Raw genomic sequence first — 16,398 nt, 5'->3', positions numbered from 1 at the left:
CCATGCATATCGCGATGGCGGTTCGGACTCGGCGTGCTGAGATCAGCTCGGATTCTCCACGAACCGCTTGACGCGCTCCAGGGTTTCGAGCATGCCCCTGCGGTTCGTCCTGCCGCGCGTCCACCCCGCCAGCAGCCAGTACAACCGCATCGGCAGAATCCGGGACAGTTCGAAGGATTCGGTCACATCGGTGCCGTCACCGGCCGGAACCAGTTGGTAGCGCCAGGTATTGAGCCCGAGATTGCCCGGCGCGTACACGGTGAACGCGAATTCGCGCCCCGGCTCGCACGCGATGATCCGGCATTCGGTGGAGTACTTCAGCCCCCACCCATTGCGATTCACATGCCCGCGAAACCGCACCCCCACCGCCGGACCGGTCGCCCCGTCGAGCCATTCGGCCCCGAACGTCTCCGGACTGAACCGCCCCACATCGGTTACATCGCTGACCACCGCCCAGATCGCCTCGGGAGAAGCCGCCATATGAACTGTCACTGAATCCCGCACCGCCCGACCCTAACCCGAGCGCGTACCGGCGGTCACTTCTGAAACCGGGGACGCCGGATGGTGTTGAGGCGGGTGATTATTCGCGGGCGGCGCAGATCGCGGGCGATCCACTCGCCGAGTGTGACGCCCGCCGCCAGCGCACAGCCGACCGCGAACGCGCTGAACAGCTGATTGAGCCCGATGAGCTGTTCATTGTTGAGCAGCGCGTAGAGGCCGCGATAGACGCGCAGACCGGGCAGCAGGGGAGTGATACCGGCGAGGGTGACCACCAGGGGCGGGGTGAGGGCGCGGCGCGCGAGCAGACCACCGGCCAAACCCACGACCACCGCGGCCACGCCCGAGGAGATGACCGGACCGAACCCGGCGTGCTGCACCATCAGATACGCGATGGTGGCCGCCGCTCCGCTGAACGCCGCGGCGGCCAGGGCCCGGCGTTCCGCATAGCAGGCCAGGGCGAAGGCCAGCGAGGTGATCGCACCGGCGAGCAGCTTCACCGGCAGGTTGGTGAGATCGCGGCCCGGTGACATATCGACCGTCGGCACGGTGAGGTTCAACAGTTCGGACACCCGCAGGGTCAGCACGATGCCCGCGATAATGCCGCCGGTCATCATCACCACCTCGAGCATGCGCGCCGAGGCGGTGATCGGTGCACCGGTGATCGCGTCCTCGACCGCGCCGACCAGCTGTAAACCGGCCAGCAGCACGGAGATTCCGGCGGCGATGATCAGCGCGGGATCCATATGCAGATGGCTGGCGAAGCTGGAGACCAGCACCGCGGGTGCGGCCGCGATCGCACCGCCCACCATGTGCTGGAAGAAGAACGGCAGTCCACGACGATTCAGCCGCCGATTGGTGCGATCGATGAGGAAGGTGGTGGCGAAGCTGACCAGGGCGATCAGCAGCCCACCGTTCAACAGCAGCGCCACACCCGCCGCCATCAACGCCCACCCGAAGGTCGCGATCCACCGGTTGTAGGGATGCGGTGCGGTGGTGATCTCATCGAGCGTGGCCAGCGCCTCCTCGGGCGGGACCAACTCGCGGCGAATCCGCCGGGTGAACCGATCCACCGCCGCCAACCGGGTGAAGTCCAGCGAGCGGTAATGCACGATCCGCATGGTGCTGGCGGGCGGCAGGGTCGGCCCGCGATCGGCCGAGATGCGGATCGAGTTGTAGGTGACATCGATATCGCAGTTGGACAGCCCGTACGTGGAGGCGATGAACTCGATCTGATCGGTGGTGTCGGTGACCGCGGTCCCGGCCGCGAGCACCACCTCCCCGACCCGCTCGGCCAGATCGAGCACCTGGGTCACGGTCGCGTCATCGGTGAGATCGATCGGCTGCAGCGGCGCGGGCGCCTCGACCACGGCGTCGGCCATGGCATTGCGGTCGGCGACCGCGCGGTCCACGATGCTGGTCAGCAGGTGTCGCCACCGCCCGCGCAGGCCCGCCACGGCCCCGCCGGTTTTGGTAGCTAGATCGTTGCTCACAGGAGAAAAGTACACGGGTGCGATAGATCACCGGGCCGACCAGGTCTATAGCAGTAGTGTTTTGGAGTATGGCTAACGGTGGCGATCAGATAGCGGAACATCTACGCGCAGCCCTCGACGGTCCGTGGCGGCATGTGCGCGAGAAGGCTCGGGAACACCTCGACGACGACCGCCTGTACGGCGACCCCTACCTGGATTACAAGGCCGCGCGAGCGCGCGTACTGGAGCAGATGCATCTGGTGTCCTCCTTCGGATGGGCCGAACTCGGCTTCGGTAGGGTCACCGGCGGGACCAGCGATCCGGGCGGGGCCGTGACCGCGCTCGAAATGCTCGCCTACACCGATCTGTCGCTGTGGGTGAAATGCGGTGTGCAGTGGGGACTCTTCGGCGGCGCGGTCGACAATCTCGGTACCGAACGGCATCGCGAGATCATCGAAAAGCTGCTGCCGCTGGACCTGCTGGGCTGCTTCGCCATGACCGAGACCGGACACGGCAGCGATGTGGCCAATCTGGAGACCACCGCGACCTACGATCCCGCGACCGAGGAATTCGTCGTACACAGTCCCACTCCCTCCTCGCGCAAGGATTACATCGGCGGTGCGGCCGAACACGCCCGCATGGCAGCGGTTTTCGCACAGCTCGTCACCGGCGGTGAGACCCAGGGCGTGCACTGCTTCCTGGTGCCGATCCGCGATGAGGCGGGCAATGATCTGCCCGGCGTCACCACCTCCGACGACGGTCTCAAGGGCGGTCTGCCCGGCGTCGACAATGGCCGAATCCTGTTCGACCAGGTGCGAATTCCGCGCGAGAATCTGCTGAATCGCTATGCCGACGTCGCACCCGACGGTACCTACAGTTCCGAGATCGTCAACCCCAGCCGACGGTTCTTCACCACGCTCGGCACCCTCGTGCGGGGCCGGGTCAGCGTCGGCGGCGCGGCCGCGGCGGCGGCCCGCGTGGCGCTGAGCATCGCGGTCCGCTACGGCGAACAGCGGCGGCAATTCCAGGATCCGGACACCGGCGTCGAGACCGTGCTCATGGACTACCGCAGTCATCAGCGCCGCCTGCTGCCGCTGGTCGCGCGCGCCTACGCGTTGCAGTTCGCGCAGAACGATCTGGTGCGCCGCATGCACCTGGTGCAGACCGGACAGGATCTGGCCGAGGGCGCGCAGCGCGCGCTGGAGAAGCGCGCCGCCGGATTCAAGGTCGCGCAGACCCGGCACGCCACCCGCACCATTCAGGAATGCCGCGAAGCCTGCGGCGGCGCAGGATATCTCACCGAGAACCGGCTCGTCACGCTCAAGGCCGATAGCGACGTGTTCACTACGTTCGAGGGCGACAACCTCGTGCTGACCCAGTTGGTGGCCAAGGATCTGCTCACCGCCTACTCCGATGAGGTGCGCGATCTGGACGCCATGGGCTGGGTGCGCTTCGCCGCCACCATCGCCCGCGATGAGGTCCGTGAGCGCTCCGGCGTGCGCCAGCTCATCCAGCGCCTGCGCGACCGCTCCAGTGAATCGGTCGACGACGGCGACCTGTCCCGGCGCTCGGTGCAGCTGCAACTCTTCGCCGACCGCGAGGATTATCTGGTGCGCACCGCCGGGCATCGACTGCGCGCCCGCGCCAAGGAGACCGGGCCGTTCGAGGCGTTCAACAATGCCCAGGACCACATTCTGGCGGCGGGCACGGCCCATATCGACCGGCTGGTGCTGGAGGCGTTCATCGAGGGCATTGCCGGCATCGAGGACGACGAGGCGCGCGAACTCGCCGAAACCGTGTGCGATCTCTACGTTTACAGTTTGCTCGAAGAAAACCAGGCGTGGTACATCATGCACCGGTTCATGTCCGTGGAGCGGGCCAAGAATGTGCGCCGCGGCGTCAATGAGCTGGTGGATCGCCTGCGCCCGCACGCCTTGACCCTCATCGACGGTATGGGTGTGCCGGAGAAGATGCTGCGGGCCGCGATGCTCGACACCCCATAGCGCGACCCGGATTCGACTGCCGCACCGTGAACCACGGTGCGGCAGTTCCTCGTTGAGATCTACGACAGGAGATGGCCAATGGCCATGAGCGTGAACGGGCGCTGATCCCGGCCATGCGGCGCGGCGGCCGCGGGACTGACTATCGTGTCGGCGTGACCCGATCGACCGCGCACCCGCCCGACACCCCGGCCCGGCAGGCGGCGCTGCCCGCGCTGATCCTCGCGGCCGTGATCGTCACCCTCGTTGTGCCGCAATTCTTTCCGGCAGACGGCGGCCCGACGGGCTTCGACACCGCCCTCGACGGACACATCCACTCGTCCTTCGACGGACATCAGTGGCTGTATCGGGTGCTGGTCGCGCCGAGCAACAACTACATCGCCATCCCCTTGCAATTGGGTTCGGCGGTGTGGTTCGCGTACCGGCGGCAGTGGTGGGCGACCGGATTCATGATCATCGGCCCCGAGTTCGCGATTCTGGTGAACACCTTCGCGCTCAAGCCCTTCTGGGATCGGCAGTTGCACCACTACCTCGCCTACCCGAGCGGGCACACCGTGCAATTGGTCGCCATCGTCACCGCATTGGCCCTGGTGAGCGCATCGACCCGGGCCCGCATCACCCTTGTGGTGGGCATGGCCGTGGTGCTGCCCGCGGTCCTGGTCGGCATGGTGGGGCTGGGCTATCACCATCCCACCGATGTCATCGGCGGTACCGCGGCCGCTGTCGCCATGGTGACCGCACTGTACCTACCGTGGCGCTACCTCGCGCTCACCCGTACGCCACCACCCCCGCGATGATCATCCAGAACACCCACAGCAGCGCCACGATCATGCCCAGGGTCAACATGATCCGCATGAACCCGCGCCCGAAATCGATATCCCCGTGCTCGCGCGGATACAGCTTGGTCGGCGCGAACCACGGCGTCGGCACCCGGAAACCACCCCCGGCCGCCGCGGCCTCGGCCTCCAACCGCGCCTGCTCCTCGGCATAGGCCTCGGCCTGCGCCTGCTGCGGTCCGCCGTGCCACAGCGTGATATCCACCGGACCCAGGAAACCCTCGTTCAACAGATCCTGCGGCGCGGGCAGATACGGCAGGATGCCGAGCCCGCGGAAGGCCCACGCCACATCATTGGCCGACCACTGCGGCCGTCCCCGCGCCGAGAGTCCGGTGAAGTATTCGTGCAGTCTGCGCGGATCATCGCCGACCAGCACCTCGAAACTGGGATCGCTCCACAGCTGGGTCACCCGCAGATTCGAGCCCGGCGGAGGCACCACCAGCACTGCGCCGTGCACCACGCGCTGACCCAGCCCGCGCTCGGCGAGCCAATTCTGCAGCGCGAAGGTGTGATCGCGGGATTTGTCCAGCGGGGTGCGCTTGTCATTGCCCTCGAAGTTGATCAGCCTGTCGCCGACCCGCCAGGGCCCGTTGAGCGGTACCTCCAGCTCACCGTCCGTGCGCTCCACCAGGGCCTCGGCCTCGATGACCACGCAGCTGCTGGGCGTCCAGATGACCGCGTCGAACGGATAGAGCCGATCACCGTGGAAGAGACTGCAATTCACGGTGGCGACACCCTTGGGATCGCCGCTGCCCTTCCATGTGCGCAGCCAGTCGATCAGAACCTTCTCCGCATGCGTGCCAGCGGGATTCTGTACTCGAACGAGCATCGGCGCTGCACCTCTCTCGTCGAAATCGGTACTGCTGAGGGAAATGGTACGGACGGTTCAGACCCACCGCCCAGATTTACACCGCGTCGTGTGTCGGTGGCTTCACGCTGTTTCGGTGTCTTCGCTTCACGCTGTTTCGGTGTCCTTGCCTCACGCTGTTTCGGCGGGTAGTCGGCCCTCCTTGACCGCGGTCAGCAACTGGGCGTGATCGACCTCGGTCCGATCGGCGTAGCGCACCGCGAACCGCGCCACCGCCTCGTCGAAGGCCTCCGCGCCGTCGAGATATCCCGCCACCAGCCGCGGGTCCACCGAGCGCGCGTGCGCCCGCGCCAGCAGCGCGCCCGCCAGCCGCCCGTAATCGTCGAGCAGGCACGCGTCCAGCGAGGCGGGATCGATGCCGCCCTTGAGATTCCGGAACTGCCGCACGATGAACGGCAGCCGTGCACCGTTCAGGGTCAGCGTGGTCCAGCCCAGCAGAATATCGGTCTCGGCCTGAACATGCCTGGCGCCCTGCACGATTCGCTCACCCTCGTGCCGCGTCGGCGCGGGCGGCAGATACGGGGTCAGCGCCGAGGGCGAGGCCTGCTTGATCTGCAACACCAGCACCTCATCGTCATTGCCGTGCAGCAGCGCCAGATAGCTGTGCAGGCCCACACTTCCGGTGCCCACGATGCGGAAGGCGATATCGGAGACGGTGAACCGGGTGATGAGATTGCGCCGGGATTCCCGCAGCGTGCCGACATAGCTGGTCAATCCGTCGATGACCGCCTCGGACACCGTGTCCTCGACCGCAGTCAGCAGCGGCGGATCCTGGACGAACTTCCTTGTCCCGTACCCGGTTTCATGATCTTCGAGGTGCTCGGTCCACTTGCGCGCCACCTTGGCGCTGGTGTTCTTGCGCGCCTTCTTGGCCGCCTTGCGGAAGTGTTCGAGCAGCGGATCGGCATTGGCCCGGCCGATCACCGACTCGTCGGGCAGCGCCGTCCACGAGGTCAGGAACGGCTGCCCCGCCAGCTCGGCCACCGCCAGCCGATACGACCGCGCCGCATCGCGCGCGGCGTCCAGGCAGTCGTCCTCCGACGCCCCGCCCTCGCGCCCGGCCAGCACCAGGCTCGCCGCGAGGCGCTCGAGATCCCACTCCCAGGGCCCCGGCGCGGTCTCGTCGAAATCATTGATATCCATCACGATCTCACCGCGCGGCGTCCCGTAGAGACCGAAATTCGCCGCGTGCGCGTCACCGCACAGCTGTGCGGTCAGTCCGCTGCCGGGGCCGCCCGCAAGATCAGCCGCCATGAGCCCGGCGGCGCCTCGGAAGAACGAATACGGCGACGCCGCCATGCGCCCGATCCGCAGTGGAATCAGGTGTGGCAAACGTCCGGCATTACTGGCATCGATGAAGTCGAGTACTCCCGGCCGGGCCGCGGAAACCGCGGCCCGGTCCCGCGATCGCACCGGGGTGCGGTCCCGCAGTGCTCGACCGCGATCCCACACCTCCCGCGACGACACGGGGGTACGGAAGTCGATCACGTTGGAGCACACAGCAATCGAACTTACCGTCAGTTGACGGGCACCGCCGGATCGACCGGGAAGATGGGCAGCCGCAGCGCACCCGAGGCCGACTCCGGCACCGTGGGCTGCTTGGGTCGCACCGGATTGATCCGCCGATACGGCGCACCCAGCTCCGGTCGCGGATCGGCCTCATTCCGGTTGGGCCAGAACGCCATTGCGCGCTCGGCCTGCGCGGTGATGGTCAGCGACGGATTCACGCCCAGGTTCGCCGTCACCGCCGAACCGTCCGCGATATGCAGGCCCGGATAGCCGAACACCCGCTGATAGGGGTCGACCACACCGGCCTCGGGTCCCTCACCGATCACACAGCCGCCGATGTAGTGCGCGGTCGCCGGGATATTGAACATATCCATGATCAGGCTGTGCACATCGCCGTCGACCTTCTTGCCGAAGCGCCGGCCCACCTCGTGTGCGAGCGGAATCCAGGTCGGATTGGGTTTGCCCGTGCCCTGTCTGGTCTTGAGCTGACCCCAGCGCCGATACGAGGTGAGCGAATTGTCCAGCGACTGCATGACCAGCAGGATCACCGATCTGTCCGAGGCATTGCGGGCATTGAGACTGCGCGCGAACACGATCGGATGCAGCAGGATCGCGAGCAGGAAGCGAAGGAATCGGAACGCCCCGCCGTCCACGATCGGCACCGACATGGGGAACAGGCCGTTCTGCCCGTGCCCGTAGTGGCACACCTCGACATGGGTGTTCGGCTCCGGATGAATCGAGGAGGTGATCGCTACGCCCTGCGCGAAATCGTCGCGGCCGTGGCTCACCACATTCAGGATCGCCTCGGAGTTGGAACGGGTCAGCTCGCCCAGTCGCGGCGACAGATCCGGCAGCACCGCCTCATCGCGCATCTTGTGCAGCAGTTTCTGGGTGCCCAGCGCCGCCGCGGCGAAGACCACCTGCTCGGCGGTGAAGGTCTTGCGGTCCTTGCGAATCCAGCGATCCGAGCGCACCGTCTCAACGGCGTAGCCGCCGCCGGTCATGGGCCGCACCTTGGTCACGGTGGTCAGCGCGAAGACCGTCGCCCCGGCCTGTTCGGCCAGGTAGAGGTAATTCTTGGGGGTGGTGTTCTTGGCATTGTGCGGGCAGCCGGTGAAGCAGCGCGCGCAGTGGATACAGCCGTTGCGCCGCGGGCCCGCGCCACCGAAGTACGGATCCTCGACCTCGGCGCCCGGATCGGCCTCATTGAAGAACACGCCCACATCGGTGGCATGGAAGGTGTCCGCCACCCCGAGGTCCTCGGCGACCGAGCGAATCACCTCGTCGGCGGGGGTCATCCGCGGATTGGGCGCGACGCCGAGCATGCGCTGCGCCTGGTCGTAGTACGGCGCGAGCTCGGTCTTCCAGTCGGTGATATGCGCCCACTGCTTATCGGTGTAGAAGTCCGGCAGCGGTTCGTACAGCGTGTTCCCGTAGATCAGCGATCCGCCGCCGACCCCGGAGGCGGAGAAGACCGCGCACTTGCCGAGCACGCTGATGCGCTGCGTCCCGGTCAAACCCAGGCGCGGGGCCCAGATCGCCTTGCGCACATTCCAGTTCGTCTTGGGGATGTCCTGCGCTTCCCAGCGGCGGCCGGATTCCAGCACGGCCACCCGGTAGCCCTTCTCGGTCAGGCGCAGCGCGCTGACGCTCCCCCCGAACCCGGAGCCGATCACAACGACGTCGTAGTCGAAGTCGGGCATGGTTTTTCCTCTCGCATGCCTGCGTAACAGATGAGAAACTTCCCAACTCATTCTGTCATTTCCCTGCTATGGCCGAGACCATACAACAGAACACTCGCGACCCACCCGCCTGGAGACTCCCGGGCCGATGGGGTAAGACGTGAGGTTGTGACAACCGAGCGGAACGCCGAACCGGTGTACAGCGATCGCATCCTCACCGTCCCGAACGTGCTGAGTGCGATCCGGCTGATCGGCGTCCCCGTCTTCCTGTGGCTGCTGCTGGTGCGGAAGGCAGACGGCTGGGCCTTCGCGCTGCTGGTCGCCAGCGGTTTCACCGATTTTCTGGACGGCAAACTCGCACGGCTGCTTGACCAATCGTCCAAGCTGGGCGCGATCCTGGACCCGCTCGTCGATCGCCTGTATCTGCTGGCCACCCTGGCGGGCTTCCTGATTCGCGGCATCCTGCCCTGGTGGGTGGTGCTGATCCTGGTCGCGCGCGACGGCATCCTGACCCTGACCCTGGGCATCTACAAGCGCCGGCAGCTGCCCCCGCCCGAGGTGATCTATCTCGGCAAGGCCGCCACCTTCGCGCTCATGTCCGCGCTGCCGTGGCTTCTCGCAGGTCAAATGGATTGGCCCCTGGCAGGTTTCGGGCGGGCCTTCGGCGGGGCATTCCTGGTCTGGGGTACGGCGGTCTACGTCTGGACCGGCATTCTCTACGTGGGCAAGGCCATTGCGGTGTATCGCGCAATACCGACCCCCGTCGCCGGAGCCGTACCGGCCCCGTCGAGCGAAGATCACTAGCCCATTAGGGTGTGTGGCGAACGGATCGGTGACGATCCCGAAAGGACCGCCCGTTGAAAGGACACCGCCAGTGAGCGACCTACCCGACGACCTGCGCTACACCGAGGAACACGAATGGGTGCGCATCGCGGGACCCACCCGAGTCCGGGTGGGGATCACCGACTACGCCCAGTCGCAGCTCGGTGATGTGGTGTTCGTGCAGCTGCCCGACACCGAAAAAGATGTAGCCAACGGCGACAGCATCGCCGAAGTGGAGTCCACCAAGAGCGTTTCGGACATCTACGCCCCGCTGGCCGGGAAAGTCGTTGCGGTGAACGAGATTCTGACGGCCGAGCCGGAGACTCTCAACACCGACCCGTACGGCGACGGATGGATCTTCGAACTCGAGCTGGACTCGGCCGAGACCCTCGATGCCGCATACGGTGACCTGCTCGATGCCGCAGGTTATCAAGGAGTTATCGGAGGCTGAAGCAGCCTTCACAGTTCTACCTGCACGGGTACGGCCCGGCAGGGTACGGTCAATGCCAACAGTTCCGCTGAAGGCATCAACTGCTTGCATGGATTATTCGGTTCGAGGAGGAGAGCAAGGGTGAGCGAGAACAAGGACCCGGGTTACCAGGAGACGGCAGCAGAGACCACTTCGGTGTTCCGCGCTGATTTCCTGAACGAGGTCGACACGTCGCGCCCTGAGCAGACCGGCGAACAGCCGGTGGGAGTCGAGGGTCTGCCCGCGGGTGCGGCTCTGCTGGTCGTCAAGCGCGGCCCGAACGCCGGTTCGCGGTTTCTGTTGGATCAGCCCACCACCTCCGCGGGACGCCACCCCGACAGCGACATCTTTCTCGATGATGTCACCGTGAGTCGTCGCCACGCGGAGTTCCGCCAGGACGACGACACCTTCCAGGTTGTGGATGTCGGCAGCCTCAACGGCACCTACGTCAACCGGGAGCCGGTCGACTCCTCGGAGCTGCAGAACGGCGACGAGGTTCAGATCGGCAAGTTCCGTCTCGTGTTCCTTACCGGTCCGCGGCCGCAGACAAGCGACGCGGGCGCACTATAGGACCGAGCGGAATGACTGGCGCAGCGCAGTGGACGCGCGGGGGCATGTCGATCGGCTCCGTGTTGGATTTGCTGCGTCCGGATTTCCCGGACATCACCATCTCGAAGATTCGATTCCTCGAATCGGAGGGATTGATCAGTCCCGAACGCACCCCTTCGGGGTACCGCAGGTTCCACGTAGCCGACGTGGAACGCCTGCGGTTCGTGCTGACAGCGCAGCGGGATCAATACCTGCCGCTGAAGGTGATCAAGGAACAGCTGGAAGCGATCGACAGTGGGGCCGCGACGCTCGGGGTACGGGAAGCCCGTGCCCGAGCGGGCGTCGTCAGCGAGGGAGAGCTACATCCTATGGGCCCCAACGGGGATGGCCGCCTCCGGCGGCTAGGGGTCGTGTCCGGTGAGGTATCGCCCGAGGAGCTCCGGTTCGATCATGAGATCCGGGTTCCGCGGGCGGATCTGTTGCAACAGGCGGGAATCGACGAGAAGTTCCTCACCGAACTGATTCGCGCGAATCTCATCACGCCCGGTGCGGCAGGCTATTTCGACGCCGACGCGGTGACGCTCGCGCGCACCGCCAAGGCATTGAGTGAATTCGGTTTGGAGGCAAGGCATCTGCGTGCCTTCAAACTCGCCGCGGACCGGGAGGCGGCCATGGTAGCGCAGATCGCCGCGCCCATCGCCAAGAGCCGGGACGCGGACGCCCGCGCCCGCGCGGAGGAGACCGTGCGAGAGTTGGCGGCACTGTCGCTGACCCTGCATACCTGCCTGGTGAAGACCTCGGTGCGTGCTTCGCTCGGAGGCTGAAATCTTCGCCTAGACTCGGTGATACGACTCGCCCCGCTGTGTCGATAGCCGGGTGGTCGGCGAGTTTATGGGAGGCAGTGCGATGAGCGAAATGCGTGTGATCGGCATCCGTGTCGAACAGCCACAGAACCAGCCCGTGCTGTTGCTCCGCGAGGCTTCCGGTGACCGGTATCTACCCATTTGGATCGGGCAGGCCGAGGCCACCGCGATCGTACTCGAGCAAGAGGGTGTCACGCCGATTCGTCCGCTGACCCACGATCTGATCAAGATCCTCATCAAGGATCTCGGGCACACCTTGAAAGAGGTGCGGATCGTGGATCTGCAGGAGGGCACCTTCTACGCCGATCTGGTCTTCGAGAACGATCTGCGGATCTCAGCGCGCCCCTCCGATTCGGTCGCGATCGCCCTGCGGGTGGGTTGTCCGATCTACGCGGAGGAGCCGGTGCTCGAGGAGGCCGGTCTCGTCATGCCGGACGAGCGCGAGGACGAGGTGGAGAAGTTCAAGGAGTTCTTGGAGTCGGTGTCGCCGGATGATTTCAAGGCCACCGACAGTTAGGTGGGGGGCGGCGTAATCGTTGTCTCGACCTGTACTTAAGGTCTAGAAACACGCCGCTCGTCACGCTTGGTTCGACGCCGATGCTCCCGGGACAATCAGGAGAGTAGCCTCGACAGTTAGGCCACGCTCCAAACGTCGATGCAGTGTCCGATGTCAAGACACGAGCCCGGATAGGCCAGCAGTAAGGGAGTAGTCAGTGGGAGACCAACCGCACACCCACGATGTGGTGCAGCCAGGGCTGTTCCCCGATGACACGGTGCCGGACGAACTCGTCGGCTATCGGGTCCCGAGCGCCTGTCAGGTCGCGGGGATCACCTATCGGCAGCTGGATTACTGGGCCCGTACCGGGCTGGTCGTGCCGTCCATCCGCAGCGCCACCGGATCGGGCAGTCAGCGGCTGTACTCGTTCAAGGACATTCTGGTCCTCAAGATCGTCAAGCGATTGCTGGACGCGGGGATCTCGCTGCAGAACATTCGTATCGCGGTGGATCATCTGCGCAGCCGCGGGGTCGAGGATCTGGCCGGGATCACCCTCTTCTCCGACGGGGCCACCGTGTACGAGTGCTCCTCGCCCGAGGAGGTCGTCGATTTACTGCAGGGCGGGCAGGGCGTCTTCGGAATCGCGGTCAGTGGCGCCATGCGCGAGCTGACCGGGGCCATCGCCAATTTCCCGGCCGAGCGCGCCGAGGCGGGCAGTGCCAGCGAGCGTCCGGAGGATGAGCTGTCCTTCCGTCGCAAGGCGAGAATGAATCAGAAAACCGGGTAGACCCGTTCACCTCCGCACCCCGGCAGCCGGCTCTCGAACACGCCGTGCTGCCGGGGTTGTTTTCTGACCTCTCGAGGGGCGCTCCATCTGAAGTCGACCCAGGCAACATTGCTGTAACTTGCCGACCTCTAGACTTGTCGGTGCGTCGCAGCCGTGCGGGAGAGTCCCGGGGATGCAGGTCTTTTCGAAGGCCGGCGGAATCCGGGCGCCGAAGGAGCAGCACCTCCCCGTCAATCTCTCAGGCACAAGGGACCGTGCGGAGTTTCGGCGCCTCTGGAAAGCGGTGGTCGCGAGCCACCCGCCCATGGTGAAAGGGGTTCGGCCGCAACGGCCGTGCCCCGAATCTCTCAGGCGCCAACGACAGAGGGGGAGGGCAGACGACGCGTCGGCCACCGCGCCGACCCCCGCCCACCCCTTTGGAGAGCTGCCGTGACCTGGACTCGATCCTTCGCCGACCGCCATATCGGACCCGACAGCGGCGAACTGGAGCGCATCCTCGCCACCGTCGGTGTGGAATCGCTGGAAGAACTCGCCGCGAAGGCCGTACCGGCCAGCATTCTGGACGGCGCGGGCAGTAATGGCCTGGACGCCCTGCCGCCCGCGGTGAACGAGCACGAGGTGCTCGAGGCGCTGGCCGCGCTGGCCGGGTCGAATACGGTGGCCACCACCATGATCGGGCTGGGCTACTACGACACCCTGACCCCGCCGGTGCTGGTGCGCAATCTGATCGAGAATCCGGCCTGGTATACCGCGTATACGCCGTATCAGCCCGAGATCAGCCAGGGACGGCTGGAGGCGCTGCTCAACTTCCAGACCATGGTGTCCGATCTGACCGGTATGGATGTGGCGAACGCGTCCATGCTGGACGAGGCCACCGCCGCCGCCGAGGCCATGACGCTGTTGCAGCGGGCCAATCGGGGGAGCAAATCGCAGCGGCTGCTCATCGACTCCGATCTGTTCCCGCAGACCAGCACGGTGCTGTTCACCCGCGCCGAGCCGCTGGGGATCGAGATCGTCGAGGCGGATCTGTCCGGTGGGGAGCTGCCCGAGGGCGACTTCTTCGGCGTGATCGTGCAGCAGCCGGGCGCCTCCGGCAAGATCGTGGACTGGACCTCGGTCATCGAATCCGCGCACGCGCGTAAGGCTTTGGTCGCGGTGGGCGCGGATCTGCTTGCGGCGACGCTGATCACCTCATCGGGGGAGCAGGGGGCCGATGCCTGCTTCGGCACCAGCCAGCGTTTCGGTGTGCCGCTCGGATTCGGTGGACCGCATGCGGGATATCTCGCGGTGCGCCAGGCGCACGCGCGGCAGCTGCCGGGCCGACTGGTCGGCGTCTCGGTGGACGCCGACGGCAATACCGCGTACCGGCTCGCGCTACAGACCCGTGAGCAGCATATTCGCCGCGAGAAGGCGACCTCGAATATCTGCACCGCGCAGGTGCTGCTGGCCATTGTCGCGGCCATGTACGCCTCGTATCACGGTGCGGACGGGCTCAAGTCGATCGCGCGGCGGGTGCACGGGCATGCGCAGTGGCTGGCCGCGGGGCTGGGCGACGCGGTGGTGCATCAGAGCTTCTTCGACACCGTGCTGGTGAATGTGCCGGGCGGCGCGGAGACCATTGTGGCCAAGGCGAAGGGCGTGGGGATCAACCTGCGGCTCGTCGATGCCGATCATGTCGGCATCGCCTGTGATGAGGCGACCACGGACGCGCATGTGGTCGCGGTGCTGGACTGCTTCGGCGCGGAGATTCCGGTCGGGCCGGAGGGCGCGCTCTTCCACGGGAAGCTGCGGCCGCATATCGAGAACCGGACCTCGGAATTCATGACGCATCCGGCGTTCACCCGGTACCGGACCGAAACCGCCATGATGCGGTATCTGCGGTCGCTCTCGGATAAGGATATCGCGTTGGACCGCAGCATGATTCCGCTGGGATCGTGCACGATGAAGTTGAACGCGGCGGCGGAGATGGAATCCATCACGTGGCCGGGATTCAATCGGGTGCACCCGTACGCGCCGGTCGAGGACGCGCCGGGCCTGATCCGATTGGTCGAGGACCTGGAGGGATGGCTGTCCGCCGTCACCGGGTACGACCGGGTTTCGTTGCAGCCCAATGCCGGTAGCCAGGGCGAGTACGCGGGACTGCTCGCGATTCGGCGGTATCACCTGGATCGTGGTGATACGCACCGGGATACGTGTTTGATTCCGTCCAGCGCGCACGGGACCAACGCGGCCTCGGCCGCCATGGTGGGCATGCGGGTCGAGGTCGTGAAGACGCGTGCGAACGGCGATGTGGATCTGGACGATCTGCGCGCCAAGATCGCCGACCACGCCGATCGGCTGGCCTGCATCATGATCACCTATCCGTCCACCCACGGTGTGTACGAGCATGAGGTCGCCGAGCTGTGCGCGATGGTGCACGATGCGGGCGGTCAGGTGTACGTCGACGGTGCGAACCTGAATGCGCTTGTGGGACTTGCTCGTCCGGGGCGGTTCGGTGGCGATGTCAGCCATTTGAATCTGCACAAGACGTTCTGCATTCCGCACGGTGGCGGTGGGCCGGGCGTCGGTCCGGTCGCGGTGCGTGAGCATCTGGCCAAGTACTTGCCGGGTGATCCGCTGGAGACGGGATCGCATGCGGTGTCGGCGGCCAAGTACGGGTCGGCGTCGATTCTGCCGATCACCTGGTCGTACATTCGAATGATGGGGGCGGACGGACTGCGGCGGGCTACGCTGACGGCCATCGCCTCGGCGAATTACATTGCTCGGCGGTTGGATCCGCATTTCCCGGTGCTGTTCACGGGGGACAATGGGATGGTCGCGCACGAGTGCATTCTGGATCTGCGGGAGATCACCAAGCGGACCGGTGTGACGGTGGACGATGTGGCGAAACGGTTGGCGGACTATGGGTTCCATGCGCCGACGATGAGTTTCCCGGTGGCGGGGACTCTGATGGTTGAACCCACCGAGAGTGAGAACCTGGAAGAGATCGATGCTTTCATCGAGGCGATGATTGCTATCAAGGGTGAGATCGATCAGGTTGCGGCGGGGGTGTGGCCGGTGGAGGATAATCCGCTGCGGGGTGCTCCGCATACCGCTCAGTGCTTGGTTGCGGAGTGGGATCATCCGTATAGCCGGGAAATCGCTGTTTATCCGCAGGGTGTGGGGAATTCGCGGCCTAAGGTTTGGCCTGCTGTGCGGCGGATTGATGGGGCTTATGGTGATCGTAACTTGGTTTGTTCCTGCCCGCCGATTGATTCTTACGCCGACGACTGAAGCCACTCGGGGCCTTCGTAGCTGGGACAGGGGTTACCTTCTGTCCCAGCGGGGTTCGGAAGAGTGCCACGATTTTTCAGAGTGGGAACCTGGGGTGCCGTACCCGGCTTTCGCTTCCGGACATTTGGTCGAGAACTTACGTTCTCGACCGGAAGACCTGCTGTGGTTGCGTTTTCGGGAAAAGAACAAAGGATTAAAAGACAAAAGATTAAAAGACAAAAGATCAAGCACTTTTTGCTGATCATTTGCTCGGTGTGTTGCTTCTTGGGGTGCG

At 65.5% G+C, this 16,398-nt stretch carries 14 protein-coding genes and 1 riboswitch; of the genes, 9 read left to right on the top strand and 5 right to left on the bottom strand.

Annotation, left to right across the window (positions count from 1 at the left end; genetic code table 11):
- Window positions 1-42 precede the first annotated feature (42 nt).
- Both NA10_RS21720 and NA10_RS21715 read right to left on the bottom strand, forming a co-directional pair.
- Entirely contained in the window at window positions 43-504 is a 462-nt protein-coding gene (locus NA10_RS21720; protein WP_067570845.1) for an SRPBCC family protein, read from the bottom strand.
- 32 nt (window positions 505-536) lie between these two features.
- A complete protein-coding gene (locus NA10_RS21715) occupies window positions 537-1,880 on the bottom strand; it encodes a threonine/serine exporter family protein (RefSeq protein WP_067570907.1) in 1,344 nt (447 codons plus the stop codon).
- Between the two features lie 179 nt (window positions 1,881-2,059).
- Here NA10_RS21715 and NA10_RS21710 point away from each other — a divergent pair, with 179 nt between their 5' ends.
- Window positions 2,060-3,973, top strand: coding sequence for an acyl-CoA dehydrogenase family protein (locus NA10_RS21710; RefSeq protein WP_067570844.1), 1,914 nt, complete (start codon window positions 2,060-2,062; stop codon window positions 3,971-3,973).
- A 152-nt stretch (window positions 3,974-4,125) separates the two neighbouring features.
- Window positions 4,126-4,767, top strand: coding sequence for a phosphatase PAP2 family protein (locus NA10_RS21705; RefSeq protein ID WP_169812621.1), 642 nt, complete (start codon window positions 4,126-4,128; stop codon window positions 4,765-4,767).
- Here the strand turns inward: NA10_RS21705 and NA10_RS21700 are convergent.
- The 3 genes from NA10_RS21700 to NA10_RS21690 all read right to left on the bottom strand — a co-directional run bounded on the left by NA10_RS21700 (window position 4,739) and on the right by NA10_RS21690 (window position 8,886).
- On the bottom strand, window positions 4,739-5,635 hold the full coding sequence (locus tag NA10_RS21700; RefSeq protein WP_067570840.1) for an NERD domain-containing protein: 897 nt from the start codon (window positions 5,633-5,635) through the stop codon (window positions 4,739-4,741). The two genes, NA10_RS21705 and NA10_RS21700, sit on opposite strands and share 29 nt — an antisense overlap.
- A 150-nt stretch (window positions 5,636-5,785) precedes the next feature.
- Window positions 5,786-7,141, bottom strand: a complete 1,356-nt coding sequence (locus NA10_RS21695; protein ID WP_245677634.1) for a DUF2252 domain-containing protein — start codon at window positions 7,139-7,141, stop codon at window positions 5,786-5,788.
- Between the two features lie 50 nt (window positions 7,142-7,191).
- A complete protein-coding gene (locus tag NA10_RS21690) occupies window positions 7,192-8,886 on the bottom strand; it encodes a GMC oxidoreductase (protein WP_067570838.1) in 1,695 nt (564 codons plus the stop codon).
- Between the two features lie 147 nt (window positions 8,887-9,033).
- On the opposite strand from NA10_RS21690, the gene NA10_RS21685 reads away from it, so the two are divergent.
- From NA10_RS21685 to gcvP, 7 genes are all read left to right on the top strand, one after another.
- Window positions 9,034-9,669, top strand: coding sequence for a CDP-alcohol phosphatidyltransferase family protein (locus NA10_RS21685; RefSeq protein ID WP_067570837.1), 636 nt, complete (start codon window positions 9,034-9,036; stop codon window positions 9,667-9,669).
- Window positions 9,670-9,739: 70 nt separating this feature from the next.
- Window positions 9,740-10,138 carry a glycine cleavage system protein GcvH gene (gene gcvH, locus NA10_RS21680; protein WP_067570836.1) on the top strand — a complete coding sequence of 133 codons (399 nt, stop codon included), beginning with the start codon at window positions 9,740-9,742 and terminating at the stop codon, window positions 10,136-10,138.
- Window positions 10,139-10,258: 120 nt separating this feature from the next.
- Window positions 10,259-10,726: a glycogen accumulation regulator GarA gene (garA, locus tag NA10_RS21675; protein ID WP_067570835.1), complete on the top strand. Its 468-nt coding sequence runs from the start codon at window positions 10,259-10,261 to the stop codon at window positions 10,724-10,726.
- Window positions 10,727-10,770: 44 nt separating this feature from the next.
- On the top strand, window positions 10,771-11,529 hold the full coding sequence (gene ftsR, locus NA10_RS21670; RefSeq protein WP_157556670.1) for a transcriptional regulator FtsR: 759 nt from the start codon (window positions 10,771-10,773) through the stop codon (window positions 11,527-11,529).
- An 82-nt stretch (window positions 11,530-11,611) separates the two neighbouring features.
- Window positions 11,612-12,085 carry a bifunctional nuclease family protein gene (locus NA10_RS21665; RefSeq protein ID WP_067570905.1) on the top strand — a complete coding sequence of 158 codons (474 nt, stop codon included), beginning with the start codon at window positions 11,612-11,614 and terminating at the stop codon, window positions 12,083-12,085.
- Between the two features lie 196 nt (window positions 12,086-12,281).
- A complete protein-coding gene (locus NA10_RS21660) occupies window positions 12,282-12,851 on the top strand; it encodes a MerR family transcriptional regulator (protein ID WP_067570833.1) in 570 nt (189 codons plus the stop codon).
- 146 nt (window positions 12,852-12,997) lie between these two features.
- A riboswitch (glycine riboswitch) is annotated at window positions 12,998-13,116 on the top strand.
- 164 nt (window positions 13,117-13,280) lie between these two features.
- Window positions 13,281-16,124, top strand: coding sequence for an aminomethyl-transferring glycine dehydrogenase (gene gcvP, locus NA10_RS21655; protein ID WP_067570831.1), 2,844 nt, complete (start codon window positions 13,281-13,283; stop codon window positions 16,122-16,124).
- Window positions 16,125-16,398: the final 274 nt, after the last annotated feature.

The organism is Nocardia acidivorans NBRC 108247 (assembly GCF_001625085.1).
Lineage (GTDB): Bacteria > Actinomycetota > Actinomycetes > Mycobacteriales > Mycobacteriaceae > Nocardia > Nocardia acidivorans.
The sequence above is the reverse complement of the archived record's forward strand: the minus strand, read 5'-3'. Positions and strand labels throughout refer to the sequence as shown.

What these genes read in the sequence shown, in the direction of transcription:
- NA10_RS21715 (WP_067570907.1), bottom strand. Translation starts at nt 1,880, where the DNA reads ATGGCCGACGCCGTGGTCGAGGCGCCCGCGCCGCTGCAGCCGATCGAT.
- NA10_RS21710 (WP_067570844.1), top strand. Translation starts at nt 2,060, where the DNA reads ATGGCTAACGGTGGCGATCAGATAGCGGAACATCTACGCGCAGCCCTC.
- NA10_RS21700 (WP_067570840.1), bottom strand. Translation starts at nt 5,635, where the DNA reads ATGCTCGTTCGAGTACAGAATCCCGCTGGCACGCATGCGGAGAAGGTT.
- NA10_RS21690 (WP_067570838.1), bottom strand. Translation starts at nt 8,886, where the DNA reads ATGCCCGACTTCGACTACGACGTCGTTGTGATCGGCTCCGGGTTCGGG.
- ftsR (WP_157556670.1), top strand. Translation starts at nt 10,771, where the DNA reads ATGTCGATCGGCTCCGTGTTGGATTTGCTGCGTCCGGATTTCCCGGAC.
- NA10_RS21665 (WP_067570905.1), top strand. Translation starts at nt 11,612, where the DNA reads ATGAGCGAAATGCGTGTGATCGGCATCCGTGTCGAACAGCCACAGAAC.